Here is a 24,620-nt window from a genome sequence, read left to right as displayed (position 1 = left end):
TCGGCCGGCGGCGCGACGATCGCCGCGATCGTCACCGGCGCCACGCCCGTGCAGCGCGCGCGGATGCTGCAGGCCGGGTGCGACGTGTGTCTTGCCCATCCGTGTTCGTTCGTGGAGCTGCACGAGCGGCTGCGCGCGCTGTGGCGCCGTACGAGTGTCATCGAGATGCGTGAATCGGTCCGGCTCGACACGGCGACGCGTGCACTCGAGGAGCATGGCAGGCGGCTGGCGCTCAGCGCACGGGAATTCCGTCTCGTCGAATGCCTGCTGCGTGAAGCGGGGCGGCCGGTCGGGCGCGATGCCGTGCTGCGTTACGCGTGGGGCGATGCCGACATCGAACCCGAAACGGTCAATGCGCTGGTCGTTCGGTTGCGGCGCAAGCTGGCCGCACATGCGTTCTCCGCGCGGATCGAAACGGTCCCGCGATTCGGGTTCCGGTTCGACGCGGGCGGGTGACGCCACGATATTGCGCCGAACGTGCCGCGTGTCGCACGGCACGCTTGCTGGCGCACAGTCAGTGCGAATGGAGTTCGCGATTGAGTTGCGCGAGCTGGCCGTCGCGTTCTGCGTGGACGAGTTCGCGATAAACCTCCGCACGCGTCAGCGGCGCGGTTTGCGGAGCATTCCAGTTCCATGCCAGTTGAGACGGCAGCGGTACGGGCGCGGCAGATGCGAGCGTCTGCGAGGCTGCCGCCGCAGCTGGTGGCATCGCTCTGGCCCGGCCGGGCAGCGCGACGCAGAGGGCAGAGAGAAGGGTGGCGAACATCAGGGTCTTCATGGCGTGGTCCTTTTCAAGTGTCAATGGCCGGTGCCGCGAGGGCGATGCCGGCAGGAACCACGTTATCGGGCGCGCCAGTGCAGGCACCGGGCGCGCCGATGAAGAAACGTTCATGAACGCGCGTCGTGCCAGCCGCCGCCGAGTGCGCGCACGAGTCCGGCGGAGGCCTTCAGGCGTCGCGCATCGGCGTCGATGCGACGCGATCTGCGTATCGAGTTCGGTGGTCTGCGCCGTGACCACGTCGAGACCACGGGGTGGGACGCGTTCATTTCATTCTCCTTGGCCATCAGTTTATGCCCCACACACAAACATTCGGATAGGCTCTAAGCGCTCGACGAACACGTTGTCACGCCAAGCCCCTTTGCCGTCCATCGGCAGCCGCACGCCTCGCCCCAGTACGGCCTCGGTGAACGCGCCCGGAGTGAACTGGCTGCCTTGATCGGTGTTCACGATGTCGGGAAGCCCGTAGCGGGCGAACGATTCTTACAGTGCCTCGGCGGCATGCGTGGCTTCCAGCATGATGGCAATCCGGTGCGCGAGAATCTTGCGGCTCGCCCAGTCCACCACCGCCGTCAGGTACACGAAACCTCGCGCCATCGGAATGTAGGTCGTGTCGAGGGCGAACACTTGGTTGGCCCGTGCGATCTTCATGCCACGCGGCAAGTACGGCCAGATCTTGTGCTGCGCGTTGCGGCGGCTTGTGTTCGGCTTGCAGTACAGCACCTCCACGCCCATTTGCTTCATCAGTGTGCGCACGCGACGGCGACCAACTTCATGGCCCTCCCGGCGCAACAGGCGCGCCAGTAACCGTGCCCCGGCAAATGGAAATCCATATGCAGTTCGTCGATTCGTCGCATCAGCAACAGATCGGCCTCACTGACCGGCTGCGGTCGGTAATATGCGCTCGATCTCGCGATGCCAACCAGCCGCGTCTGATGCGAAACCGGCAGCGCATGCCTACGATCGATCATCGTTTTGCGCTCAGCAATCCCGCCTTGGTAAGCGCACCTTCTAAAAAGTCATTCTCCTGTGTCAGCTGGCCGATCTTGGCGTGCAACACCTTCAGGTCCACCGGCGGCTCGCTCGACGGCATGCCTGCCGCGCCAAACACGTCCGCCGCACGCTCCTGCAATTGCCGCTTCCATTCGGTAATCTGGTTCGGGGGCACATCGAACTGCTGCGCCAGCTCGGCCAGCGTGCGCTCGCCCTTGAGCGCGGCCAGCGCCACCTTCGCTTTGAACGCCCCTGAGTGCGTGCGTCGGGTTCTCTTCGTCATTTCCTCGGTTCGTTTGCCAGAATTATCGCTGGCTCAGGCGTCGGCCGATCCGCTTATCTGGCTGTCCGATTTTGCGAGGCCACCTCTATTTTCTCCGGTCGATATGCATCGGTCAGTATTCCCGAGCTCATATTGTCGAAAGAAGTTGGCCAGTATTGCGAAGCCGCTCGAGCGCTGCGTAGAGCGTCGGCGCGATGTGCGCGTCGATCCAGCGCATGTACGGACAGGTCAGCACCGCGATCGCATGGCCGTCCGCACCTAGGATCGGCACGCTCAGATCGGTTATTCCGTATGCCTCGCGGCTGTCTTGGCGGAGGTAGCCGGCCTGTCGAATGGACTGGCATGCATACGCGAGTTCCTGCTCGTTCAGCGGCGCTTTATCCTTGATCTTACGATAGTCGGCCAGCATTTGTGCGCGCCGATCGGGATCCTGGAACGACAGCATCACGCGCCCTGACGTAGTGTTGGCGAGCGATATACGCGAGCCAAGCCTGACCGATATTCCCCAAGTTCCGGGCCCGTCGACTTGAGCGATCACGAGCAGGTTGCCGCGATCGTAGACGGACAAGTGGCACGATTGTTCAACCGCATCGACGAAACGCTGCATCTGTGGCATCGCATAGGTAATAAGCCGGTTCGTCGGCGGATGCTGGTGCGCAAGTGCGAACAGCTTGAGGCTGAGCGAATAGCGATCCCCCCCGGTCAAACGCATCACGTAGCGGCGCGCGACGAGGCGCTCGAGCATGCGGAAGAGTTCTCCCGAGCTGCGGCCGAGCTCCTTCGCGATTTCGGTACGGGTGAGTCCTTCTTTCTGTCCGGCCAAGAGTTCGAGAATGTCGAGACCCTTGTCGAGCGCCGGCGCGCGATAGCGATCGATTGTCTCGTTCAATTCCAGTGGGTCGCAGTCGGGTAGCATGCTGTCAGGTGTTTGTAGCATGGTGAGTGATGTCCTGGAGCTAGTGACGGGAGTTAGAAATTCGTTGAACAAGTTGCTGCCTTTAGTACCGTGTAGTAAATGCCACGGACACGAAGAGGCGGCAATGAGCGGAAGACCCAAGGCGGACCTCGTGTTGAGCGAAACGGAACGCGAGCAGCTCACGGCTCTGACGATGCGCCGCAAGACGGGCCAAGCGTTAGCGTTGCGCGCGCGGATCGTGCTGACCTGCGCTGAGGGCATCGACAACAAGACGGTCGCGGCGAAACTGCGGGTCACCCAGCAAACTGTGTCGACGTGGCGTGGGCGCTACGTGATGCATCGGCTGGACGGTCTGCTCGACGCGCCGCGTCCTGGTGCACCCCGATCGATGACGCACGGGTCGATGCCGTTATCGCGAAGAAGTTGGAGTCCATACCCAAAGGAGCGACCCACTGGAGTACGCGCACGATGGCACGGGAGATGAGTCTTTCGCAGACTGCGGTTTCGCGAATCTGGCGAGCCTTCGGCCTGCAGCCGCATCGGCAGGAAACCTTCAAACTCTCGAGCGATCCACTGTTCGTCGACAAGGTTCGCGACATCGTCGGCCTGTACCTCGATCCGCCACTCAAGGCGATGGTGCTGTGTGTCGACGAGAAGAGCCAGATCCAGGCGTTGGACCGTGCGCAGCCCATACTGCCGCTCGTGCCTGGTATCTCCGAGCGTCGTACTCACGACTACATGCGCCACGGCACCACGACCTTGTTTGCCGCTCTGGACATTGCCACCGGTGAAGTCATCGGTGAATTGCATCGTCGCCATCGCAGTAGTGAATCCTTGCAGTTCCTGCGTACGATCGATGCCAACGTGCCCGCTGATCTGGAGGTGCATCTGGTGATGGATAACTACGGTATGCATAAGACGCCTTCGATCAAAAACTGGTTCGCTCGACATCCGCGTTTCCAGGTTCACTTCACGCCGACGTTTGCATCGTGGCTCAATCAGGTGGAACGTTGGTTTGCCACGCTGACGGAAAAGTACATTCGACGTGGCACGCATCGTTCGACACGGCAACTTGAAGAGGCAATCCGGCATTACCTCGACGCCTATAACGCGAATCCTCGGCCGTTCGCCTGGAGCAAGTCGGCCGATGAAACTCTAGCGAGCCTCGAACGATTCTGCGCACGGGTCTGAACGATATTAGGATGGACGCCATGAACATCGACACCGCTGCGATTGACGACGCCGTCCTCGCGCTCTTCTATTTGACCTAGCATGACCACAACCGCGCCTGGGAGAGCTTCGATTGGGATGCGCTTAACCGACTCTATGAGCGCGGCCTCTTCGGCGATCCGGTCAACAAGGCGAAATCCGTGCTCCTCACCGACGACGGTTTGCGCGAATCCGCACGTCTCTTCAAGCAGCACTTCGTCACCGCAGGCAGCAAAACCGATTAATGAAACGAATTTGCAACTCACGACGCTAGCTCGTGTTCATAGATCGGTGGTCAATCGATGTTTCTGATGAAAGCAAATCGACCGTTCGTCGGTTGACGTTCACTGATGGGTCAACGTTCAATCAGACTACCATTTCCCCTCCATCATGGCACGACGCCAATAGGGATACCGGCAAACGCTGTCGGCATTTGCCAGCGATTGCAAGACTTCCCGGAATTAGAAGTGATGCGTCATGCCGAGACGAGCGACGGCCTGCTTTTTGGTACTTGAAGGATTTAAGCCCGCGATCTGAGCGAACTGAGCATCGCCTGACGCACGTTGCAAGGCAGCCATGGCGTATATGTCCGTCCGTTTCGAAAGCGAATATTGAACAATCAAGTTGATCTGCTGATATTTTGGTGTGCTGTCAGTCGCGTAGTCGCGTCCCGCTGTGTATGTATAACCGCTAGCTAACGCCAGGTTTTCTCTCAACGAGTAGATCGCCGCGAGCTCGTAATTCTGGAACGTAACGTTTTGCCCTGCGTCGCCGTGCTGGAATGTCGTATAGGTGAAGTTGCCTAGCAGCTTCACCTTGTCGAACTGGTACGACAGACCTGTTGCCAACACGGATTGGCTGTGTGCCTGTTCCAGTGCACTTCCGTACACGGTGTTGACGAAGCCTCCGCCACTCTGATAACTGGCGATCGCAACGCCAGGATTGTTCACGCGCAAGTACGCGACGCCAGCAGCCAGCCCCTGGAAACGGTAGGTCGCGCCCGCACTATAGCTTGCCTGATTGGAAAACTGGCCTGCTTGACCGCCGAGCGAGTAGTGTCCTTCGAATTGCAAGCCACCGAACGACGGGCTGACGTACTTGACCGCGTTGTTCACGGAGAATCCGTTATCCATGTTGTCCATGTCGTTCGGATGGGCGAAATACCAGCCGCCGTAATTTCCGTTGAGCGAGAACGGTTCGAGCATGTCGACGATCGTGTCCCATTGCTTACCGAACGTCAGCGTTCCAACGCTGTCGCTTTGCAGGCCAACGTAAGCGTTTCGAGAGAAGAGCTGATTGTTTCCTCCGAGGCTGCCATTGACGGAATTGAATCCGCTCTCGAGCCGAAAGATCGCCTTCAGGCCGCCCCCCAGATCTTCCTTGCCGACTATACCCCACCGGCTTCCCCACGGCACACCACTCGACATCTGGAAGACATGTCCGCCACTGTTGGGGACAATTTGGCCGTTGCTGGCCTTGACTTCGCTGTTTGCATAATCGATTCCAGTATCAATCACGCCGTAGAGCGTCACATTGGACTCTGCGTGGGCGACGCTGAAAATTATCGACGACGTTAGTATCGCGAAAATGCGAATCGATGTCGTCTCGATTCCATTCTGGTTTCGTTGTTCGTTAAACATCTCTTCACCTTTCGAATCGTTGCTTTTTTATGAATATCTGCCGAATGACTGATTCGCTTACATGTCCCGCACGAACCAGGTCCGCTTCGCGGTGCGGAGCAGCGCGCGATAGACGACCCACGATACGACGAAGGTCGCCGGCGCCGAGAGCGACGCGGTGAACCCGGTCGCCTGGTTCACCGCGAGCCCCGTGAATGCGCCCGCGAACCATGCAGTCAGTCCGCCCGGATTGAACACCGGTACATGGGCGTCGCGGCACTCGACATCGTCGCCTACAAGCTGACCGTAGCGTGCCGACAGGATGTGCGCGAGCGCGACGCCGACCCACGCGACGACGAAGATGCCCTGGTACGCGAGCGCCTGCAGGATCCGCGAGAAGATATCGGCCATCATCAGCGCGTAGACGACCGCGCCGACCACGAGCGCCCAGACGAACTTCGGCGCGCGCAGCCCGGCAACCTTCTGGAAGAACGCCTGCATGTTGACGGTCGCGAGGTAGTAGTTCGCAGTGTTGATCCGCGATTGCGTGACCCACACGAACAGCAATCCCCATACGCCCATCAGCTTCAGCAGCGCGAGCACCACCGATACTTCGGATAGCGTACCGAGTCCCGGAATCGTGCTGACGAGATAGATGCCGGCCGCGCCGTTGACGAGGAACGTGACGAGATAGAACGGCATCCCGAAGTTGAAGCGGCCGTGATAGCGGGCGTCCTCCTTACGGCCGAAGCGCGCGTAGTCGAACGTGAACATCATCAGCACCCACACGCCCATGTAGTAGACGAAGCACTGCCACCAGCCGCCGGCCGGTGCGCCGCCCGTTGGCCCGAAATCGAGCCACGCGGCGTGATAGCCGTACTCGGTCGTCGCGAGCCCGACCGCCGCGAGCAGCCCGAGCAGATAGAACGGCAGCAGCACGCCGTTGAACTTGTCGAGCCAGTGCTGCACGCTGCCGAACACGAGCGGCACGCTGTAGCAGACGACGATCAGCGCGGCCCATTTGTAGTCGAGCGCCGGAAATTGGTGATGCGCGGCGACTGCGATCACCGAGCCCTCGAACACCGCGTAGTAGATCGCCGTCGCGAAGAAGATCAGCGTGGCGAGCGCCGCGCCCGCGCTGCCGAACAGCACGCGCGAGAACAGCGCGACCGACAGGCCGGTGCGAATCGCATAGCGGCTGATGATCGAATTGACGACGCCGTATGAGACCACCGACAGCGCCATGCCGATCAGCGCGTTGCGTGCGCCGTAGGTCAGTGCGAGCGTCGCGCCGACGACGATGTAGAATACCGCGCTGCAGACGGCCCACCACGCCATCGTCAGCGAAAAGGGCGGCATGCGCGCGTGATCGGGAATGGCGAGCGTCGACAGGTCGAGATCCTCGTCGGTGCGGGCCTGAGTCAGGTTGGCCATGAGTGTGCTCCTCGATGAGCAAAACAGCGGACGACGTCTGGGCCGCGGGTCAGGCGATCCGCAGGGTTGCCCCGACGTCGGGCGGGCAACCGGTCCGGCAGAAACGGCGCGCAAGCGGCCCCGCCGCGCCGCGCGGGGCCGCACGGACGGGAAACGAAAGCGAAGGATGAAAACGGCGGGCGGCGAACGGCGCCCGGCACGCTGGCCGGGTGTCCGGCGCTCAGTCCTGCAGCACGGCGCGCAGCAGCGCGAGGCGCCGCTGGTACTCGCGGCGTGCCGCGAGCGCATCGGCCATCGTCACGCGCACGAAGCGCGCGCGATGGTTCGGCTGCATCTGGCCGATCAGGTCCAGGTCGGCGCTGATGACCGTGCCGATCGTCGCGTAGCCGCCGCCCGACACCGCGTCGCGATGCAGGATGATCGGCTCGAGCCCGGCCGGCACCTGGATCGAGCCGATCGGATAGCACGCGTCGACGATGTTCGACGGATCGGCGCCCGCGCCGAACGGTTGTTCGCGCGGGCGGAACTGCAGCGCGCGGCCGTTCTTGTACCGGTAGCCGATGCGGTCGGCTTCGGGCGCGACCGTCCATTCGTCGTCGAAGAAGGTGCGCGCCGAATCGTCGGTGAGCCGGTAGTGGTACAGGCCCGTCAATACGCGCAACTCGACCTGGTTTTCCAGCGGCCGGCTCACGGCCGCCGGCAGCTCGCGCCCTTCGCGGCGCTTGCCGATGGGCGCGCCGATCGGTAGCCGGTCGCCTTTCTGCAGGCGCCGGCCCGCGTGGCCGCCGATCGCGCCGAGCGTGTAGGTCGAGCGGCTGCCGAGCACGACCGGCACGTCGATCCCGCCCGCGACGGCGAGATACGCGCGCGCGCCGGCTTTCACGTAATTGAACGACAGCACGCTGCCCGCGCGGATCCGCAGCGCGACGTTGCAGCGCTGGCCGATGCCGTCGATCTTCGGCGCCATTTCGGCGCCGGTGACCGCGACCAGCGCATCCGTATGGAACAGCAGCTCGGGGCCGAGCAGCGTGAATTCGAGCACGGCCGCTTCCTCGGGATTGCCGACCAGCAGGTTCGCCGCACGCGATGAGTACTGGTCGAGCGAGCCCGACGGCGGAATGCCGACGTGGTAGTAGCCTTGCCGGCCCATGTCCTGGACCGACGTCGCGAGGCCGGGTTTCACGACCTCGATCAGGTTGTGCGCGTCAGTTTGCATTCAGCACCTCGACGAGAGAGCGGTTGACCGCATCGGGATCGCGCCGGAACGCGTCGAGCGAGAATTGCACGGGGCGCACGCGCAGCGAGAAGGTGCCGGCTTCGACGGCCGCCACTGCCGCGTCGTACGCATCGCGATCGATCGGCTGGAATTTCACGATGTCGCCGGGCCGGAAGAACACCATGAACTCGCGCAGGTAGTCGAGCCGCTGCGCGGGGTCGAAGATCGGCGCCGGCGTCACGCCGAACATCTGGTAGCCGCCCGCGCCGCGCACCGAGTAGATGCAGCCGAAACAGCCGCCGTGGCCCACGGTGAGCTTCGGCGTGTCGGTGCGTGGCCGCAGGTATTTCGGCACTTCGAGCTGGCGTTCGCGCTCGACCATCTGGTACATGAACGGCAGGCCCGCGACGAAGCCGACCATCGACACGAACCACGGCGACCCCGAGTGCGCGGCGATGAAGGCATCGACGTCGCGCTTGCCGTTGATGCGCGCCGCGTATTCGAGATCGGTCGACGACGGGTCCTGGTGGCGTTCGCGAAACCGCATCAGCGTCTCGTGCGTCCATGGATCGTTGTACAGCACCGGCACCTCGACGATGCGCGTATCGAGTTCGAGTGGCGCGTCGCCGACTTCGGCCTCGATCGTCTTCAACAGCGCGGCGAGCGCATCGGGCTCGATCACGTCCGGGTCGTAGCGTACCTGGTAGGACGCATTCGCCGGACAGATCTCGGTGACGCCCGGCACCGCGCGGCGCTGCAGTTCGCGCGTGATCGCCGTGCCTTTGAAGAATGCGTCGAGCGACATCGATTCGCTGATTTCGACGAACACGAATTCGTCGCCGCCGAAGGTATAACGGGTCGTCACATCGCCTCCCCGACGCGCACGGCGTCTGCGTTTTCGGCTGCGTGTTGCTGCGCGGCGGCGGTGGCGGTTTCGCGCCATCGCGGCATCCACGCCTCGAGGAAATTCGTGTGATAGCGTCCGGCGCGCACGTCGTCGTCCGCGAGCAGCGCGACGTGCAGCGGCGCGGTCGTCTTCAGGCCGCCGACGTGCAGCTCGCCCAACGCGCGGGCCAGGCGCCGCAGCGCCGCCGCGCGGCTCTCGTCGTGCACGATCAGCTTCGCGAGCAGCGAATCGTAGAACGGCGGCACGACGTAGCCCGGATAGAGCAGCGAGTCGACGCGCACGCCGGGGCCGGTGGGCCACACGAGCTCGTCGATCCGGCCGGGGTTCGGGCGGAAATCCTGCAACGGATCTTCCGCGTTGATCCGGCATTCGAGTGCCGCGCCGCGCATCGCGATGTCGTGCTGCGCGAAGCGCAGCGGCTCGCCGTCGGCGATACGCAGTGTCTCGCGCACGAGATCGATGCCGGTGATTGCCTCGGTCACCGGATGCTCGACCTGGATGCGCGTGTTCATCTCGATGAAGTAGAACTCGCCGCGCGCGTCGTCGAACAGGTATTCGAGCGTGCCCGCGCTGCGATAGCCGACCTCTTGCGCGAGGCGCGTGGCCGACGCGCACAGCGCGTCGCGCTGCGCGGGCGTGAGCGAAGGTGAAGGCGCTTCCTCGAGGATTTTCTGGCGCCGCCGCTGCAGCGAGCATTCGCGCTCGAACAGGTGGACGACGTTGTGGCCGTCGCCGAGCACCTGCACCTCGATGTGGCGCGCCCGAGCGATGAAGCGTTCGAGGTACACGCCGCCGTCGCCGAAGGCCGCCTGCGCCTCGCGCTGCGCGAGCGGCAGCTCGGTGTCGAGCTGCACGGCGTCGTGCGCGACGCGGATGCCGCGCCCGCCGCCGCCGGCGGCCGCCTTGATCATGATCGGATAGCCGATGTGCGCGGCGACGTCCCGCGCCTCGTCGAGCGATTGCACGACACCGTCGCTGCCGGGCACGGTCGGCACATCGGCGCGCCGCGCGGTTTCGCGTGCGCGGGCCTTGTCGCCCATCGTGGCGATTACGTGCGAGTCCGGGCCGACGAAGATCAGGCCGGCCGCCTCGACCTGCGCGGCGAAGGCCACGTTCTCGGACAGGAAGCCGTAGCCGGGATGGATCGCGTCCGCGTCGCAATGTCGCGCGGCGTCGAGGATGGCGGCGGGATTCAGGTAGCTTTTCGCCGCGTGCGACGAGCCGATGTGGATGGCTTCATCGGCCATGCGCGCGGCGAGACTGTCGCGGTCCGCGTCGCTGACCACGGCGACCGCGCGCATGCCGAGCTCGCGCGCGGCGCGGATCACGCGCACCGCGATCTCGCCGCGGTTCGCGACCAGTACGGTCTGGATCCGCGACGGGCGGTAGAAGGTGTCGGGGGACGTTACCGGTTTCATCGCGTCACCCCTCGATCCGCATCAGCACCTGGCCCGCGTCGACCGGCTCGCCGTCCTCGACGAGCAGCTCGACCACGCGCCCTGCCGCATCGGTTTCGATCTCGGTGAACTGCTTCATCACCTCGACGAGGCCGACCACCGCGCCGGCGGCGACCGTCGCGTCGACCGCGACGTAGTAGTCCGCATCGGGCGACGGGCGCCGGTAGAAGGTGCCCGGCAGCGGGCTGACGATATCGTGCAATGCCATCGTGTGTCTCCTTGAATCAGTGATGGGCGGCGAGCGGTTGCGGCCCGGCGGTCCGGATGCCTTCGCGGATCAGCGCGTGGCGCGTGTTGCGCACGAGGTCGAGCGCGCCGGGTGTGTCGCTGTGGATGCAGACCGAATCGAAATCGATGTCGATGTCGTCGCCGTCGATCGTGCGCACCTTGCCGTCGATGCACGCGCGCAGCACCTTGTCGGCGACCTGCTGCGGGTCGAGGCGGCCCACGCGGCGCGTGAACACGATCGAGCCGCTGCGGTCGTAGTCGCGGTCGGCGTAGAACTCGCGGATCACCGGCTGTTCGTACTCCATCGCAACGCGATAGGTGACCGATGCTTCCATGCAGTACAGCCACAGGCCAGGGTCGACGCGCTGCAGCGTCTCGATCAGCAGCCGCGAGAACGCTTCGTTGGTGGCCGCGTGCATGTAGAGCGCACCGTGCGGCTTGATGTGCTGCAGGCTCACGCCGTTCAGGCGCGCGAACTCGCGCAGCGCGCCGAGCTGGTACAGGACGTCGTGGACGAGCGCCTGCGGCGTTTCGGTGATCGTGCGGCGGCCGAAGCCGACCAGATCGCGAAAGCCGGGATGCGCGCCGATCCCGACGCCGGCGTCGCGCGCAAACTGCACCGTGCGCGCCATGATGTTCGGATCGCCGGCATGAAAACCGGTCGCGATGTTCGCCGAGCTGATGAGCGGCATGATCTGCTCGTCGACGCCGTCGCCGATCGTCCACGGGCCGAAACCTTCGCCCATGTCGGAATTCAGGTCGACACTGTGCTTCCTCATACGGATCGTTCCTCCAGGTTCTCCGGTGTCGTTTGCGCCGGGGGCGCGGGCCGAAACCGTGTTGAAGGCAGGTTAGCCGTGCGGGGTGCGTCAAAATAGTTCTATTTTTGGATGCGACCGTATCGATTTTTCAGATATCGCGCGAATCGGCCATGCAGCGCCGCCGCAGGCGGGTGTGTGGAGGGCCGGCAGTCACGGATTGCCGCCGGGCGGGGCGGTTGATATGATGTTTGCCATGCGCCTATCAGTTTTCCACCGGGCATGGCCCTGACCCTCAGACAGCTCAAGTACTTCGTCGCGACCGCCGAGCTCGGACAGATCTCGCAGGCCGCGATCCAGCTCACGATCTCGCAGTCGGCCGTGACGAGCGCGATTAAGGAGCTGGAGGACAGCCTCGGCACGCAGCTGTTCCTGCGCACGTCGGCGGGCGTGACGCTCACCGACACCGGGCGGCGCTTTCTCAATCACGCGTACACGATCCTGTCGTCGGTCGACGAGGCGATGCGGATCCCGAACCTCGAAAGCACGCTGACCGGCACGCTCGCGATCGCCGCGAGCTACACGGTGCTCGGCTACTTCCTGCCGCATCACGTGCTGCGGCTGAATACGCTCTATCCGCGCCTGACGATCCACCTGCATGAACTGAACCGAGAGTTGATCGAGGAAGGGCTGATCGCGGGCCGCTACGACATGGCCGTGCTGCTGACGTCGAACGTGTCGAATCCCGAGCTCGTGCTGGAGCCGGTGATCCATTCGGTGCGCCGGTTGTGGGTCGGCGCGCATCATCCGCTGCTCAGGCGCGAAAGCGTCACGTTCGCGGAGGTCGCGCACGAGCCGTTCGTGATGCTGACGGTCGACGAGGCCGGGCAGACGGCGCTGCGCTACTGGAACGAGACGCCGTACCGGCCGAACGTGATCCTGCGCACGTCGTCGGTCGAGGCCGTGCGCAGCATGGTCGCGAACGGCAGCAGCGTCGCGATCCTGTCGGACATGGTGTATCGCCCGTGGTCGCTCGAAGGGCGGCGCATCGAGACGATCGTGCTGCGCGACCCGGTACCGCCGATGAGTGTCGGCCTCGCGTGGCGCAAGAACATCGAGCTGAGCCCCGCGATGCACGCGGTGCGTGACTATTTCCGGCACACGTTCATGGAGCCAAGGGCTGTCACCATCGGCGAACGAACGTAGCTAAATAGGATAGTCGTACCTTTTGTGCCGAAAATGGCGGTGGCCACCCGGATAGCCGCCTGCAGCATGGTTCCGCGCCTCCCCTTTTATGGCGCGACCGGCACTATCGCAACTTCCTAATCCATAGAGATCTTTAAGACCAAACCGCAAGAATTTGCGCAAAAAGTACGACTACCTCCATGTGGGTAACTGCACGCCGTCGCGATTGCTGCCGGCATAAGCCAGCCCCAGATCAAGCCGACTGCTATCAAATGCAGTCAAACCGACAGGATCGCACGCGTGTGCGGTGCGCCGTATTCCGCCTACTGCGCCATCTTCTGCCGTCGAGATTGTTTGCCGGAATTCGTCCCATCGCTCTCGGCCTGCTCAGCAACCGGCAGGCCAAGTGCCGTCTCCCGCAATAGCGCGCGCAACCAGGAGATGGCCGGGTCGCGCTCCTGATATTTGTGCCACTGCACCTTCTCCACGAACTTGGGGATTTTGATCGGGCATTGCAGAATCCGTAATGGAAACCGCTGTGCCATCTGAAGGGCCAGCCGCGTGGGCAGCGTCGCGATTTTCGACGTACCGAGGAGCAGTTCCGGAACCAGGGTGAAAGTCGGCGAAATGACATCCTGGCGGCGAACCTGTTTGCCGGTGGAGACCGTCCGCGCGTCCAGCGTCACGCGCCTGCCGCCTCCCCATTCGACACCGATATGCGCCAGCTCGAAATATTGATCGGCGGTGATCGTACTGCCTTTGGCCGGGTGGTCCGAGCACACCAGACACGAAAACGTGTCTTCAAACAGTTTCTCGGCCGGGTGCCCCGCAACCGTGTTGGACTCGGGGGCGATCAGCAGCTCCACCTCGCCGCCTTCCAGATGCTCCGGCGACTGCGGGCTGAGCGCTCTCAGGTCGAACTGCATCAATGGCGCAAGCGTGGCCGCTTTTCTCACCACTTCAGAAAGAAACACACTGATCACGTAATCGGACGACTCAATCGTGAAGCGTCGCGTCGAGGTCGCGGGATCGAACGTCGGTCTGGCGCGCGTGATGGTCTGGATTTGCAGCAGAACGTCTCTGACAGGTTTGACAAGCTCCGTGGCTAGCGGTGTCAGAACCTGTGTCTTCCCGACGGGCACCAGAAGCTCGTCTTCGAAGTATTCGCGTAGGCGGGCGAGGGAGCAGCTTGTTGCCGGTTGGCTGAGAAACAGCCGTTCGGCCGCGCGGCCCACGCTGCGGGTGGAGAGGATCGCATCGAGCACGACCAGCTGATTGAGGTCCAGTTTGTTGAAGCGCATTTCCGCGTGACATTTACGAGATAGATGCTCGACATTTAAACAATAAATTTTGTAAATGTCTTGCGAAATCTATACTTGCTGCACATAGCGACACTTTGTGGCGCGCACAAAAACCTTTGGAGACAGAGACTATGGAGGACCGCCGTAACGGCCAGTCAATCCTGCGGCAGTGGGGCTTGGTTGCCTGCCTGACCGTGGTGAGCATGCTGGCTCAGGTCGACAAGAACATTCTTGTGCTGATGGTAGGGCCGATTCAACGGGACTTCGGCGCGAGCGACGTCCAGATCAGCCTTCTGATCGGCGCGGCGTTTGCCATTGCCAACATTGTGGTTGGACTGCCCGCCGGCTGGTTGGCGGACCGGGTCAACCGACGCGTCGTGATTGCCTTGGGCGTGGCGGTCTGGTCGCTCGCCGTGACGTCCAACGCAGTCGCGTCGGCGTTCGTGGCGCTCCTGGCGGCGCGCATCATCGTGGGTGGCGCGGAAGCGTTGATTCCACCTTCGTCATACTCGTTGATTCGTGACGGGGTCGACGAACAACGTCGAGCGCGCGCATTGTCCGTGTACACGATGTCGCTGATGCTCGGAACCGGGCTGTCACTCGTACTCGGCGGCCCGTTGCTTGGTGCCATCCAGTCCGCCGGTATCCGCTCGATCCCCTTCATCGGCACGGTCTCGCCGTGGCAGGTCACGTTGTTTCTGATCGGAGTCGTCGGGCTGCCCATGAGCCTGCTCATTTTTCTGGCGAAGGAGCCAGGGCGGCAAGAAGAGGCATCGGCGGATGCGAGCCGGTGTCTGTCCGGCGTCGGCCGCTATCTTGTCGCTAATCGGGCGATATTCTTGCCACTGACCTTGTTCGCCGTCTCCCACGCGATGATTACCTTCGGTCTTGGGAGCTGGATGCCGACCATGACCGCGCGCCGCTTTCATCTCGGTCTGCGGGAAATCGGCCTGATGCAGGGTGGCCTGCTATTGACGATGGGTCCGCTTGGTCTGTGGCTCGCCGGCATGGCGATGGATCGGAAAGGGGGCAGGAGCCTGTCGGGTGTTGCGCTTGTCGGCGTGCTCGTGACGATTGCCGTGACGGCGCTGACAGTCACGATGTGTCTGATCGGATCGGTGAGCGCATTCTGGGTCGTCGATGCCATGGTGGTGCTGTTCTCGTGGACATTCATGGCGGTCACATCGACTGTCGTTGCGAAAGCCGCGCCTGCATCCATCGTAGGCGCCGTCATGGCGATTGTTCTCGTTCTCGATGGGCTGATTGGACAAGGCGGCTCTCCCACGTTGATCGCACTGGTCAGCGAGCGTGGCTTTGGAGGCGGCCCCGATGCATTGCCGCGCGCGATGGCTTCGGTATTCGCCGTGGCGGGAGCCGTCGCGCTTTGGGCCGCAATCGCACTTTACCGCACGTTCCTGAGACGGGACGGCGTACTTGGCCCCGTCGCCTTAGGCGTTCACATTGGTGACGCGCGATGAAGATCGAACCATAGACAGAAAGTCCTGTAGACGATCTCGGCCGGATAAAGCGATAAGTGTGATCCCTGTTCGTGCTGCGAATCGCAGTTATAGCGGTCGTACCTGAACAGGGTTTGTGGAGGAGGTCAGGAGACATGGAAATGAAAACAAAATTATTAATTAGTATAACGATATATATGGCTATTTCAGGCAGTGCTTATGCCAAATCGAGCGTGACCCTATCGGGGTTGCTCGGAACCGGCATTGCATACAGCAACAATGCGGGCAAGGGCCGTAGTCTGTATCAGATGACCGGAACCCATGCGGTGCCGTTCTGGGCATTATCTGGCAGGGAAGAACTGGATACGGATGCATCCGCGTTCTTCCGGTTTAGTCAGTATGTTTTTCTCAACAACGGCACAAGCTCGCCTTTCGAAAGCTACCTTGGTCTGAGATCCAACAAGATGGGGACGATCACGCTCGGCTCCATGTATGACCTGCTTTCCGATCTTGTTCCGTTCACATCTGAACGCTTCACGTCCTTTCTGGCGACCCATCCTGGCAATCTGGATCGGACCGTCGGCAACTCGCTTAACAATCTGATCAAGTACAAATCGCCTGTCTTCGGCGGCGTCCTTCAGTTTGGCACCCAATATGGATTTGGACAGCAGAGTTCGACCACCAATACGGGTCGCACGGTCGGCGCTGAAGCCAGTTTCACAAGTGGGCCGTTCCAGTCGCTGCTGGTGTGGGAATCGGTAGACGGTGTCCCGTATGCGCCCTACACCCGGCTGGGTGTGAGTGAGTTGTATCGCATCAATTTCGCTGCCAATCCTTCGCGGACCGTTAGCCAAAACCAGAATACGACGACACTCGGCGTGGCCTACGCAGGTGACAACGTGCGCGTCATGGGCAACTACAGCTATACGCGCCTGACGGCCGCCGGCCAGTCGGAAACGGCGCAGACCATCGACGTGGGTGCCTACAAGTACATCACGACGCAAATGCGAATCGGCGGTGGCTATTCGTACACGAAGCTCGATACCTACAAATGGAACCAGCTTCACGCCCACCTCGACTACGCGCTGTCGAAGCGCACGAGTCTTTATCTGCTGAGCGTGCTGCAAATAGCCGGTACTGGCCAACTGGCAGTCCTTAGGAATCAGGCACCGGCAACAACGTCCAGACAACTGGAGATGGAAGTTGGGATGACGCATCTTTTTTAAGTAGAGGACGGCTGATGGGCACGCCTCGCGCATTCGCCTGGGCGGCTCGGTCGAGCCCGGCGTTACAGGATCGCGGTGCGGGATCCGAATCCACCAAGTAGACGGAGAAATACGATGCAGTGGGATGTCATAGTGGTCGGCGGCGGTCCGTCGGGCCTTACTGTCGCGGCGGAATTGGCGGGAGCGGGCGTTAAGACGCTGGTGCTGGAGCGCCGCACCGAAGGTGTCCAGTCGCGCGCCGGCACGATCCTGCCACGCGTGCTGGAGTTGTTCGACGCGCGAGGCATCGCGAACAGGTTCATCGAGAAAACTCGCAAGATCGCCGACTACCCGTTCCGAGCGTCCCACATCTGGGCAGGCTTCCATCCGATCGACTGGAAGTATCTGGAAACCCGCTTTGGTTTCACGTTGGGATTGCCGCAGAACCTGACCGAAGAGGTGTTGTGGGACTGGGCCGTGGAAAGCGGTGTGCATGTGCAGCGTGGCTCTGAAGTACGGGACGTCCGCCAGCAGGATGATGGTGTCGAGGTCGACGTGGCCGACGCCTCCGGTGCCAACTCGACGCTGCGTGCGCAGTACCTGATCGGCGCCGACGGTGGCCGCAGTACCGTCCGCTCGAAAATCGGTCTGCCGTTCGAGGGCCGCGCCGGTACGTTCCGCGGCATCGTGCTCGATGCAGAGTTGAAGGCGCCGTGGCCTGGCGGGCGGATCAATGTCGACAACGAAATGGGCTGGGTGCGTGGCTATACGTTCGGCGAAGGAATTACCCGTTTCAATATCGTGCACCGTGACCGCCGTCACGCGCCGAAAGACGAGCCCGTTACGCTCGAAGAAGCATTGCGGTGCATCCGTGATGTTCATGGAACCGATTACGGCATCGAGAACTATCGCTGGGCGTCGCGGTTCGACGACCAGATGCGTGCGGTGCCGAGGTTGCGCGAAGGACGTACGTTCCTTGTCGGCGAATCCGCGCGCATTCATTACCCGGCCAGCGGCGTGGGCATGAATTTCTGTCTGCAGGACGCGTTGAATCTCGGTTGGAAGCTCGCGAACGTGATCAACGGCGTGGCGGATGTTGCCACGCTCGACACTTACGACACGGAACGTCTTCCCGTCATGCATGCGCTGCTCGACAGCGTGAAAGCGCAGTGCGCGCTGCAGTTCAATTTCGAACCGGAGGCGGTGGCCCTCAAGCGTCGCATGCAGGCGCACATCGTTCCGCTGCCTGACGTGCAACGCAAACTGGTGCTGGAACTATGCGGTCTGGAATCGCCTTATCCGCGCGATGCGGATAGCCATCCGCTAACGGGGTTGCGTTGTCCCGACTTCGATCTCGTGTTGCTGGATGGACGTTCCGTCGCGGTGACGGAAACCCTGCGCAGCCGGCACTTTGTGTTGCTCGATCTGGAGGGGTTTAGCCGTCAGTTCGAGACGCTCGATGTTTCCGGGTTGCCGGTCACCGTGTTGCAGGCGCGCGCCGCGCGTCTCCCCGCGTCGATGGACGGCGTGAGGGCTTTGCTGGTGCGCCCGGACGGCTACGTGGCGTGGGCCAGCACGGAGGTGGGGCGCGCCGGCGAAGCCGAAGCGCAAATCGGCAAATGGCTGAAGCGGTGACATCATGAACGAGCAACGAATTCTGCTGACGGGTGGCTGGATCCTGAGCATGGACCCCGCAATCGGCGACCTGCGCCACGGTGACATCCTCGTCGAGGGGGCAAACATCGTTGCCGTCGAGCCCCAAATCGACGCCCCCGACGCCGAGCACGTCGACGCGTGCGGCATGATCGTGCTGCCCGGGTTCATCGATACGCATCGTCATACGTGGCAGACCTGTGTGCGCCATCGCTATGCGGATATCAATCCGCAGATTTACTTCGCCGAGATGCTGGGTGCCAAAGGCGCCGCGTTCCGGCCGGAGGATGTCTACATCGGTACCCTGCTCGGCGCAGTTTCCGCGCTGGACGGCGGGATCACCACGATGCTCGACTGGTCGCATGTGCAGAACACGCCGGACCACTCCGACGCTGCTATTCTGGGCTTGCGCGATGCAAACATCCGCGGCGTGTTTGCTCACGGCTGGCCGCTGGTGGATGGTGCTTCGTGGATGTTCGACAGTCAGCGTGGCCACCTGGACGACATTCGTCGCCTGCGCGAACGGTTCTTCTCGTCCGACGATCAACTGCTCACGCTGGCGATGGCGGCGCGCGGCCCGGAGATGGCGCAGCGCGACGTCTGGCTCGCCGATCTGCAACTCGCCCGCGAACTCGATATTCGCTCGACCATCCATATGGGCGCCTATGCACGCAATGCATCCGTGAGGGCCATTGCACAGATGCACGACGCCGGCGTACTGAGCGACGACCTGACGTTCGTGCATTGCTGCTTCTGCGGCGAGGATGAAATTGCAATGATGGCCGATGCGGGCGTCAGCGCCTCGCTCGGCGTGCATTGCGAACTGAACGCGCAAGGCATAGGCGACATTCCGCTCGATCGCCTGCTGGCAGTTGGCATCCGGCCCAGTCTGAGCGGCGACACCGAAACGAAATGCTCCGGCGACATGTTCACGCAGATGCGGCATGCGTTCGCCTACTACCGTTCGTGGATGGGCGGCAATCATTCGAGTGTGGCGAATGCGCCGGCCACGCTGTCGATGCGTGACGTGCTCGAATTCGCCACGGTCGCGGGCGCGCGCGCGAATGGTCTCGATCACAAAGTCGGTTCGCTCACGCCTGGCAAACAGGCCGACATCATCATGATCCGAGGCGATGACCTCAATCTCACGCCGGTTTCCGATGCGGTAGGCGCTGTGGTGCTGGCTGCCCATCCGGGCAACGTCGATACCGTCTTTGTCTCGGGGCGGCCCGTGAAGCGGCATGGCCACATGCTGGATATCGACCTCGACGCGCTGCGGCAACGCGCGTTTGCCTCCCAGCACTACATTCTCGGATTGCAATGAGAAATACCATCATGCCCGCGTCGCTCGATCCTGAACTGGCGGCCATTGTGTCGGCAGCGCGTGCCGCCAGCGCACCGCCACCGTTCTCCGGCACACCGGAGCAGGCCCGCGAGCGGATGCGGCGCGCGATCATGGCGGCGCGCGAACGTTTTCCATTGCCCGTCGTCGGCGCGGTTGAGGATGCGCTCGCCGAATTCGACGGTGCTCGTGTGCCGGTGCGCGTTTATCGCCCCCAGGATGCTCGACCGGATTTGGCGACGGTGGTGTTTTTCCACGGTGGCGGATTCGCGCTCGGCAGCGTCGAACTGATGGACGACATCGCACGCAAGCTATGCCGTGACATGAGCGTCGTGGTCGTGTCGGTCGAGTACCGGCTGGCGCCGGAGCACCCGTTTCCTGCCGCGCACGACGACGCGTTGACGGCCACGCTATGGGCTATCCGCAACGTCGCGGCTCTGGGGGGCGATGCGTCGCGTATTGCGGTAGCGGGGGAAAGCGCAGGGGGCAACCTCGCGGCTTCGTCCGCGCTGACGCTGCGTGACCGGGGAGTCCGCCTCGCGGCACAACTGCTCGTGGTGCCGGGTGTCGATCTGTCCCGCGACATCTCCCTGATCGAGGCGAAGCGGAGCGACTTCCCGATGCTGTCGCCGTCGGACTTGCGCGACATTTCGCGGCTTTATATGGGGGCCAACTTGGCGCAGGCCGCAACGTTTCCGCCATCACCCCTGCACGCCGCGGATTTCACGGGCTTGCCGCCCGCGCTGATCGCCGTTGCCGGACAGGACCCGCTTCTTGAAGAAGGTCTCGTCTACGCAGAACGACTTTGTGCTGCGGGCGTTCCGGTACAGGTGCATCGATTCGACGACATGTTCCATCCATTCTTCGCATTCTTCGACGCTTCGGCGGCGGCGCGCCGCGCGAGTGATGAAATTTGCCACGCCTTTGCAGCGTGGCTTGAGCAATACGCGTTGCCTGTCGCTTAGTGACAGGCACACACCTTTTCATTTCAATGTACTGGAGATCGTTATGCGGTATGTGTCCTTTGTTAAGGATGGGAAATCGTGGCTCGGCGTGCGCGAGGGCAATGACATTCGCGTGATCGGAGACGATTCACTCGAGTCTCTGCTTGCACGCGGTGTCGACCTCGCCACTTATGGGCGCGACCGGATGAGTGCGGAAGTCGTGAGCGCAGACGACGTGACTTTTCTGCCGCCGCTTACCCGTCCACCCAAGATCATCTGCATCGGCCTGAACTACGCTGACCACACCAGGGAAAGCAAATACGAGCAGCCTGACTACCCGACAATCTTCTTTCGCGTCCATACGAGTCTGATCGCCCATCGGCAGCCGATGATCCGGCCGAACGCATCCGATTCACTCGATTTCGAGGGCGAGATCGCTGCGGTGCTCGGCAAGGGTGGCCGGTATATCAGCAGGGAAGACGCATTGTCCTGCGTGGCGGGCTACGCGCTCTTTAACGACGGCTCGGTGCGCGAGTACCAGTTCAAGTCTCCCCAATGGACGGTAGGCAAGAACTTTGACGGAACAGGCGCCTTTGGTCCGGATCTGGTGACGGCGGACGAACTGCCTGCCGGCGCCAAGGGGCTGCGGCTCGAGACGCGTCTGAACGGCGAAGTCGTCCAGTCGGCCAGCACCGACGACATGGTGTTCGATGTCGCCAGTCTCATCAGAATCCTGAGCGAGGCTATAACACTCGAGGCGGGAGACGTGATCGTGACGGGTACACCATCGGGCATCGGTTGGGCGCGCGCGCCGAGACTGCTGATGAAGGCGGGTGACGTGTGCGAGGTGACGGTCGAGAAGATCGGCACACTCAGGAACGTCGTCGCTGACGAAGCCGCCAACTGAGCAGCACGACCCGCGTGAGCCGTCCTCAGAGCCGGCGCGTCAACCCACGGATGGAGACGGTCATGTCTAACCCGGTATTTACTGCTTCCGGTGTGAGTGTGCATTCGATTGATCACTTCGCGCTTAATGTTCCTTCAATCGGCGACGCTGCTCGTTTCTTTCACGCCTTCGGGCTCGACGTTGCAACGGCGGGTGTGCAAGGACAGGAACTGGAGCTCCGGGCGGCGGATGGCCACCGCTGGGCGCGCATCCTGCCGGCATTGACCAAGCGCCTTGCGTGGCTGAGTTTCAACTGCTTCGAGACGGATCTCGACACGCTGCGTGCGCAGGTGCAGGCAGCCGGTGTCGCGATCGAAACGGACCTTGCACCCGACTCGGTCGGCTTCTGGTTTCGCGATCTTGATGGCAATCTCATCCAGGTCAAATCGGGCCCCAAAACCAGTCCATCGTCCAAGATTCAGTGCGTATTAAGCAGCAGCGCGGCGGACGAGCGCGGTTCGCATACCCGCTCGGAGTCAAAGACCGTGCGGCCACGTCGTTTGTCACACGTACTGCTCTTTTCTCCTGATGTGCCGCGTATAGTTGAGTTCTACGGCAAGACGTTGGGCTTGCGACTTTCCGACCGCTCGCTCGACATCATTGCGTTTACCCATGCCCCGCACGGTAGCGATCACCATCTGGTCGCGTTCGCGAAAAGCAGCGCAAGAGGTTGGCACCACTCGGCATGGGACGTGGACAACATCAACCTGGTGGGCGAAGGCGCGTCGCAGATGGCGGCTGCGGGCTACACGAAAGGCTGGGGTACGGGCCGGCATGTGCTGGGTTCGAACTATTTCCACTATGTCGAAGACCCCTGGGGCTCATTCTGTGAGTACTCAGCCGACATCGATTTCGTTTCGGCGGGTCACCCATGGCTTGCGGGTGATTTTCCCCCGGAAGAATCGCTCTACTTGTGGGGACCGGCGGTTCCGGAGAACTTCGTTCGCAACACGGAGGTTTTACCGGAGGCGTACTGCGGAGAGTATCCGCCGCCGCACAACTGAACCGCCCCGGGAATCGTAGAGGCTGGTTGGTCTAAGTTGATGCGAGTTCAGCGGCAGCTGTTTCAAGCTGCCGGTAGTAGTTTGCCTCAGCTTCGGCGGGCGGGATATAGGCGAGGAGTTCCATCAACCGATGATGATTGAACCAGGCCACCCACTGCAGCGTTGCCAGTTCAACGGATTCGCGCGTTTTCCAAGTGCGGCGATGAATCAGTTCAGCCTTGTACAAGCCGTTGATCGTTCCAGCCAGGGCGTTGTCATAGCTGTCTCCCCGGCTGCCGACAGACGGTTCGATGCCCGCTTCGGCCAGCCGTTCGCTGTAGCGAATGCTGACGTATTGCTTAGGTTCAAGGAGTCGTCGCAACACTCATCGTTATGTTGCGGATAACAGTTCGTGGAATGCTTCCGCTGGCGTCTTCCATCCGAGCGTTTTACGTGGTCGACAGTTCAGTGTGTTCGCGACCGCGTCGAGTTCACGCTCGGTATATCGACTCATGTCTGTGCCTTTCGGAAAGTACTGTCGCAGTAGGCCGTTCGTGTTTTCATTCGTCCCGCGTTGCCATGGACTCTGGGGATCACAGAAGTAGATTTCAAGAGCCGTGTCGATTCGTAGCTGTACGTGCTGGGCCATCTCTGCGCCTTGATCCCATGTCAGTGATCGGCGCAAATGCTCGGGTAGTAGCGCGATCTTTGTCGCGATAGCGTTGCGAACAGCCTCTGCCCCGTGACCTGCCAGCGCTGGCCCGTTCTTGGCGCGCACCCCGACTCCATGGCCCTCCATTGGAGGAAGATGCAGCAGCATCGTGAACCGGGTGGTGCGCTCAACCAGAGTGCCAATCGCCGAGCGGTTAAGGCCAATGATCAGGTCGCCTTCCCAATGCCCTGGAACAGCACGATCAGCGATTTCTGCAGGGCGTTCACTGATCATAACCTCCGGAGTGACGAAGTGCTTTCCGCGCTGTTGCGTCCTGGCCCGCGGCACGCGAAGTGCGCGGCCCGAACGCAGGCAAGCAGTAAGCTCTCGTCGCAAAGCGCCCCGGCCTTGAATGTAGAGTGCCTGATAGATGGCTTCGTGGGAGATCCGCATAGATTGATCATCGGGATAGTCAATCTGAATTCGCCGACTGATTTGCTCCGGACTCCAGCAGGTGCCCCAGCGGCGGTCCGCACGACGTCCTTGTCTTCGTCCTTTCCACGGAACGTTAGGTCCGGGAATTGGCTTGCCCCGAAAGTCAGTGACCGTTCCAGCCAGGCGATCCTGCACATATGTCCTCAACTGGTCGTTCTCGGCCAGTTTCGAAGCCCTCGGACGCTCGGCCGCGCGTTCAGCTTTCCATTGGGCAACCGTTGCCCGATACACCAGAGTACCACCGCGGGTCGCTGCGTTACGACGTAGCTCGCGTGAAATCGTTGACGGTGACCGTTGCAGCCTTCGCGAGATCTCGCGAACACTGCAATCTTGCGCCCACAGCAGCGCGATCTCCTCGCGCTCCGAAAATGACAGGTAACGCCCAGAGTGTGGCGCCAGGTCGATCGGTGCCATGCCGCCCGCTTCACGAAACCATCGCGGCCCCAACGGTTGCGATACGTTACACGCCAGCGCTGCGGCCTCGGTCTCCATACCTTGTGCGATGCACTTCCAGAATGCTCGCTTCGAATCGAGTTGATTGACACTCGGTCTGCCAGGTGATCGCATGACGGGCCTTCCCGTTTGTTCCGAGCCCCATCCCAGTGGTCGTCCCATTCAACACCTTCAATCTGGAGATGTTGCGACGACCAGTTGAATCC

20 protein-coding genes and 4 pseudogenes are annotated in these 24,620 nt (G+C 62.2%); 11 read left to right on the top strand and 13 right to left on the bottom strand.

The features are described from left to right. The coding region (locus AC0KUR_RS35865) for a response regulator transcription factor (RefSeq protein ID WP_473377233.1) at positions 1–456 on the top strand (456 nt) is incomplete at its 5' end. A 58-nt stretch (positions 457–514) separates the two neighbouring features. On the opposite strand, the gene AC0KUR_RS35860 is transcribed toward AC0KUR_RS35865, so the two are convergent. The 3 genes and pseudogenes from AC0KUR_RS35860 to AC0KUR_RS35850 form a co-directional block, all read right to left on the bottom strand. Continuing rightward, positions 515–778, bottom strand: coding sequence for a DUF4148 domain-containing protein (locus AC0KUR_RS35860; RefSeq protein ID WP_473377232.1), 264 nt, complete (start codon positions 776–778; stop codon positions 515–517). A gap of 324 nt (positions 779–1,102) precedes the next feature. Then, a pseudogene (locus AC0KUR_RS35855) lies at positions 1,103–2,054 on the bottom strand (IS3 family transposase); the annotation flags it as partial. A 127-nt stretch (positions 2,055–2,181) separates the two neighbouring features. Then, complete coding sequence (locus tag AC0KUR_RS35850; RefSeq protein ID WP_059619717.1) at positions 2,182–2,991, bottom strand: IclR family transcriptional regulator; 810 nt, start codon at positions 2,989–2,991, stop codon at positions 2,182–2,184. 103 nt (positions 2,992–3,094) lie between these two features. On the opposite strand from AC0KUR_RS35850, the pseudogene AC0KUR_RS35845 reads away from it, so the two are divergent. Together AC0KUR_RS35845 and AC0KUR_RS35840 are read left to right on the top strand one after the other, a co-directional pair. Further along, positions 3,095–4,161, top strand: a pseudogene (locus tag AC0KUR_RS35845) (IS630 family transposase). Between the two features lie 20 nt (positions 4,162–4,181). Beyond that, positions 4,182–4,424, top strand: a pseudogene (locus AC0KUR_RS35840) (DUF6429 family protein). A 216-nt stretch (positions 4,425–4,640) separates the two neighbouring features. Here the strand turns inward: AC0KUR_RS35840 and AC0KUR_RS35835 are convergent. From AC0KUR_RS35835 to AC0KUR_RS35805, 7 genes are all read right to left on the bottom strand, one after another. Then, the gene (locus AC0KUR_RS35835) at positions 4,641–5,819 is read right to left on the bottom strand and encodes a porin (RefSeq protein WP_081057112.1); all 1,179 of its coding nucleotides are present in this window, start codon (positions 5,817–5,819) and stop codon (positions 4,641–4,643) included. 57 nt (positions 5,820–5,876) lie between these two features. Continuing rightward, entirely contained in the window at positions 5,877–7,232 is a 1,356-nt protein-coding gene (locus AC0KUR_RS35830; protein WP_473377231.1) for a purine-cytosine permease family protein, read from the bottom strand. Between the two features lie 220 nt (positions 7,233–7,452). Then, positions 7,453–8,448 (bottom strand): 5-oxoprolinase subunit C family protein, encoded by a 996-nt coding sequence (locus tag AC0KUR_RS35825; RefSeq protein WP_473377230.1) that lies wholly within the window; start codon positions 8,446–8,448, stop codon positions 7,453–7,455. Next, positions 8,438–9,313 carry a 5-oxoprolinase subunit B family protein gene (locus AC0KUR_RS35820; protein WP_473377229.1) on the bottom strand — a complete coding sequence of 292 codons (876 nt, stop codon included), beginning with the start codon at positions 9,311–9,313 and terminating at the stop codon, positions 8,438–8,440. Before AC0KUR_RS35820 ends, AC0KUR_RS35825 begins: the two co-directional genes overlap by 11 nt. Next, a complete protein-coding gene (locus AC0KUR_RS35815) occupies positions 9,310–10,773 on the bottom strand; it encodes an acetyl-CoA carboxylase biotin carboxylase subunit (RefSeq protein ID WP_473377228.1) in 1,464 nt (487 codons plus the stop codon). The genes AC0KUR_RS35820 and AC0KUR_RS35815 overlap by 4 nt, the downstream gene beginning before the upstream one ends. A gap of 4 nt (positions 10,774–10,777) precedes the next feature. Next, a complete protein-coding gene (locus AC0KUR_RS35810) occupies positions 10,778–11,020 on the bottom strand; it encodes an acetyl-CoA carboxylase (protein WP_021157410.1) in 243 nt (80 codons plus the stop codon). Positions 11,021–11,036: 16 nt separating this feature from the next. After that, entirely contained in the window at positions 11,037–11,819 is a 783-nt protein-coding gene (locus tag AC0KUR_RS35805) for a 5-oxoprolinase subunit PxpA (protein ID WP_059700035.1), read from the bottom strand. A gap of 261 nt (positions 11,820–12,080) precedes the next feature. Here AC0KUR_RS35805 and AC0KUR_RS35800 point away from each other — a divergent pair, with 261 nt between their 5' ends. After that, a complete protein-coding gene (locus AC0KUR_RS35800) occupies positions 12,081–13,004 on the top strand; it encodes a LysR family transcriptional regulator (protein ID WP_124469836.1) in 924 nt (307 codons plus the stop codon). Between the two features lie 302 nt (positions 13,005–13,306). Here AC0KUR_RS35800 and AC0KUR_RS35795 read toward each other — a convergent pair whose 3' ends face one another. Then, entirely contained in the window at positions 13,307–14,284 is a 978-nt protein-coding gene (locus AC0KUR_RS35795; protein WP_059620526.1) for a LysR family transcriptional regulator, read from the bottom strand. A gap of 131 nt (positions 14,285–14,415) precedes the next feature. Here AC0KUR_RS35795 and AC0KUR_RS35790 point away from each other — a divergent pair, with 131 nt between their 5' ends. The 7 genes from AC0KUR_RS35790 (at position 14,416) to AC0KUR_RS35760 (ending at position 22,835) form a co-directional block, all read left to right on the top strand. Next, complete coding sequence (locus tag AC0KUR_RS35790; protein ID WP_473377227.1) at positions 14,416–15,762, top strand: MFS transporter; 1,347 nt, start codon at positions 14,416–14,418, stop codon at positions 15,760–15,762. A 134-nt stretch (positions 15,763–15,896) separates the two neighbouring features. Further along, positions 15,897–16,967 carry a porin gene (locus AC0KUR_RS35785; RefSeq protein ID WP_240690359.1) on the top strand — a complete coding sequence of 357 codons (1,071 nt, stop codon included), beginning with the start codon at positions 15,897–15,899 and terminating at the stop codon, positions 16,965–16,967. Between the two features lie 114 nt (positions 16,968–17,081). Continuing rightward, complete coding sequence (locus AC0KUR_RS35780; protein WP_124469835.1) at positions 17,082–18,581, top strand: FAD-dependent oxidoreductase; 1,500 nt, start codon at positions 17,082–17,084, stop codon at positions 18,579–18,581. Between the two features lie 4 nt (positions 18,582–18,585). Continuing rightward, positions 18,586–19,923, top strand: a complete 1,338-nt coding sequence (locus AC0KUR_RS35775) for an amidohydrolase family protein (protein ID WP_124469834.1) — start codon at positions 18,586–18,588, stop codon at positions 19,921–19,923. Further along, positions 19,920–20,906 (top strand): alpha/beta hydrolase, encoded by a 987-nt coding sequence (locus AC0KUR_RS35770; protein WP_034178706.1) that lies wholly within the window; start codon positions 19,920–19,922, stop codon positions 20,904–20,906. The genes AC0KUR_RS35775 and AC0KUR_RS35770 overlap by 4 nt, the downstream gene beginning before the upstream one ends. A 43-nt stretch (positions 20,907–20,949) precedes the next feature. Next, positions 20,950–21,792, top strand: coding sequence for a fumarylacetoacetate hydrolase family protein (locus AC0KUR_RS35765; protein WP_119337082.1), 843 nt, complete (start codon positions 20,950–20,952; stop codon positions 21,790–21,792). Positions 21,793–21,854: 62 nt separating this feature from the next. Further along, positions 21,855–22,835 (top strand): VOC family protein, encoded by a 981-nt coding sequence (locus tag AC0KUR_RS35760; protein ID WP_473377226.1) that lies wholly within the window; start codon positions 21,855–21,857, stop codon positions 22,833–22,835. Between the two features lie 31 nt (positions 22,836–22,866). Here AC0KUR_RS35760 and AC0KUR_RS35755 read toward each other — a convergent pair. Together AC0KUR_RS35755 and AC0KUR_RS35750 are read right to left on the bottom strand one after the other, a co-directional pair. Further along, positions 22,867–23,172: pseudogene (locus AC0KUR_RS35755) on the bottom strand (integrase core domain-containing protein); the annotation flags it as partial. A 33-nt stretch (positions 23,173–23,205) separates the two neighbouring features. Then, on the bottom strand, positions 23,206–24,576 hold the full coding sequence (locus AC0KUR_RS35750; RefSeq protein ID WP_473377225.1) for an IS30 family transposase: 1,371 nt from the start codon (positions 24,574–24,576) through the stop codon (positions 23,206–23,208). Between the last annotated feature and the right edge of the window lie 44 nt (positions 24,577–24,620).

The sequence above is a fragment of the Burkholderia sp. YHN3-13 genome (genome assembly GCF_055810675.1).
This window is presented reverse-complemented; position numbering and strand designations above follow the sequence as displayed.

Excerpts from the sequence above, each read along its gene's own strand:
- AC0KUR_RS35760 (WP_473377226.1), top strand. The coding sequence starts at position 21,855 with ATGTCTAACCCGGTATTTACTGCTTCCGGTGTGAGTGTGCATTCGATT.
- AC0KUR_RS35770 (WP_034178706.1), top strand. The coding sequence starts at position 19,920 with ATGAGAAATACCATCATGCCCGCGTCGCTCGATCCTGAACTGGCGGCC.
- AC0KUR_RS35815 (WP_473377228.1), bottom strand. The coding sequence starts at position 10,773 with ATGAAACCGGTAACGTCCCCCGACACCTTCTACCGCCCGTCGCGGATC.
- AC0KUR_RS35795 (WP_059620526.1), bottom strand. The coding sequence starts at position 14,284 with ATGCGCTTCAACAAACTGGACCTCAATCAGCTGGTCGTGCTCGATGCG.
- AC0KUR_RS35805 (WP_059700035.1), bottom strand. The coding sequence starts at position 11,819 with ATGAGGAAGCACAGTGTCGACCTGAATTCCGACATGGGCGAAGGTTTC.
- AC0KUR_RS35830 (WP_473377231.1), bottom strand. The coding sequence starts at position 7,232 with ATGGCCAACCTGACTCAGGCCCGCACCGACGAGGATCTCGACCTGTCG.
- AC0KUR_RS35765 (WP_119337082.1), top strand. The coding sequence starts at position 20,950 with ATGCGGTATGTGTCCTTTGTTAAGGATGGGAAATCGTGGCTCGGCGTG.
- AC0KUR_RS35750 (WP_473377225.1), bottom strand. The coding sequence starts at position 24,576 with ATGGGACGACCACTGGGATGGGGCTCGGAACAAACGGGAAGGCCCGTC.
- AC0KUR_RS35850 (WP_059619717.1), bottom strand. The coding sequence starts at position 2,991 with ATGCTACAAACACCTGACAGCATGCTACCCGACTGCGACCCACTGGAA.
- AC0KUR_RS35810 (WP_021157410.1), bottom strand. The coding sequence starts at position 11,020 with ATGGCATTGCACGATATCGTCAGCCCGCTGCCGGGCACCTTCTACCGG.
- AC0KUR_RS35775 (WP_124469834.1), top strand. The coding sequence starts at position 18,586 with ATGAACGAGCAACGAATTCTGCTGACGGGTGGCTGGATCCTGAGCATG.
- AC0KUR_RS35825 (WP_473377230.1), bottom strand. The coding sequence starts at position 8,448 with ATGCAAACTGACGCGCACAACCTGATCGAGGTCGTGAAACCCGGCCTC.
- AC0KUR_RS35780 (WP_124469835.1), top strand. The coding sequence starts at position 17,082 with ATGCAGTGGGATGTCATAGTGGTCGGCGGCGGTCCGTCGGGCCTTACT.
- AC0KUR_RS35790 (WP_473377227.1), top strand. The coding sequence starts at position 14,416 with ATGGAGGACCGCCGTAACGGCCAGTCAATCCTGCGGCAGTGGGGCTTG.
- AC0KUR_RS35800 (WP_124469836.1), top strand. The coding sequence starts at position 12,081 with ATGGCCCTGACCCTCAGACAGCTCAAGTACTTCGTCGCGACCGCCGAG.
- AC0KUR_RS35835 (WP_081057112.1), bottom strand. The coding sequence starts at position 5,819 with ATGTTTAACGAACAACGAAACCAGAATGGAATCGAGACGACATCGATT.
- AC0KUR_RS35785 (WP_240690359.1), top strand. The coding sequence starts at position 15,897 with ATGGAAATGAAAACAAAATTATTAATTAGTATAACGATATATATGGCT.
- AC0KUR_RS35860 (WP_473377232.1), bottom strand. The coding sequence starts at position 778 with ATGAAGACCCTGATGTTCGCCACCCTTCTCTCTGCCCTCTGCGTCGCG.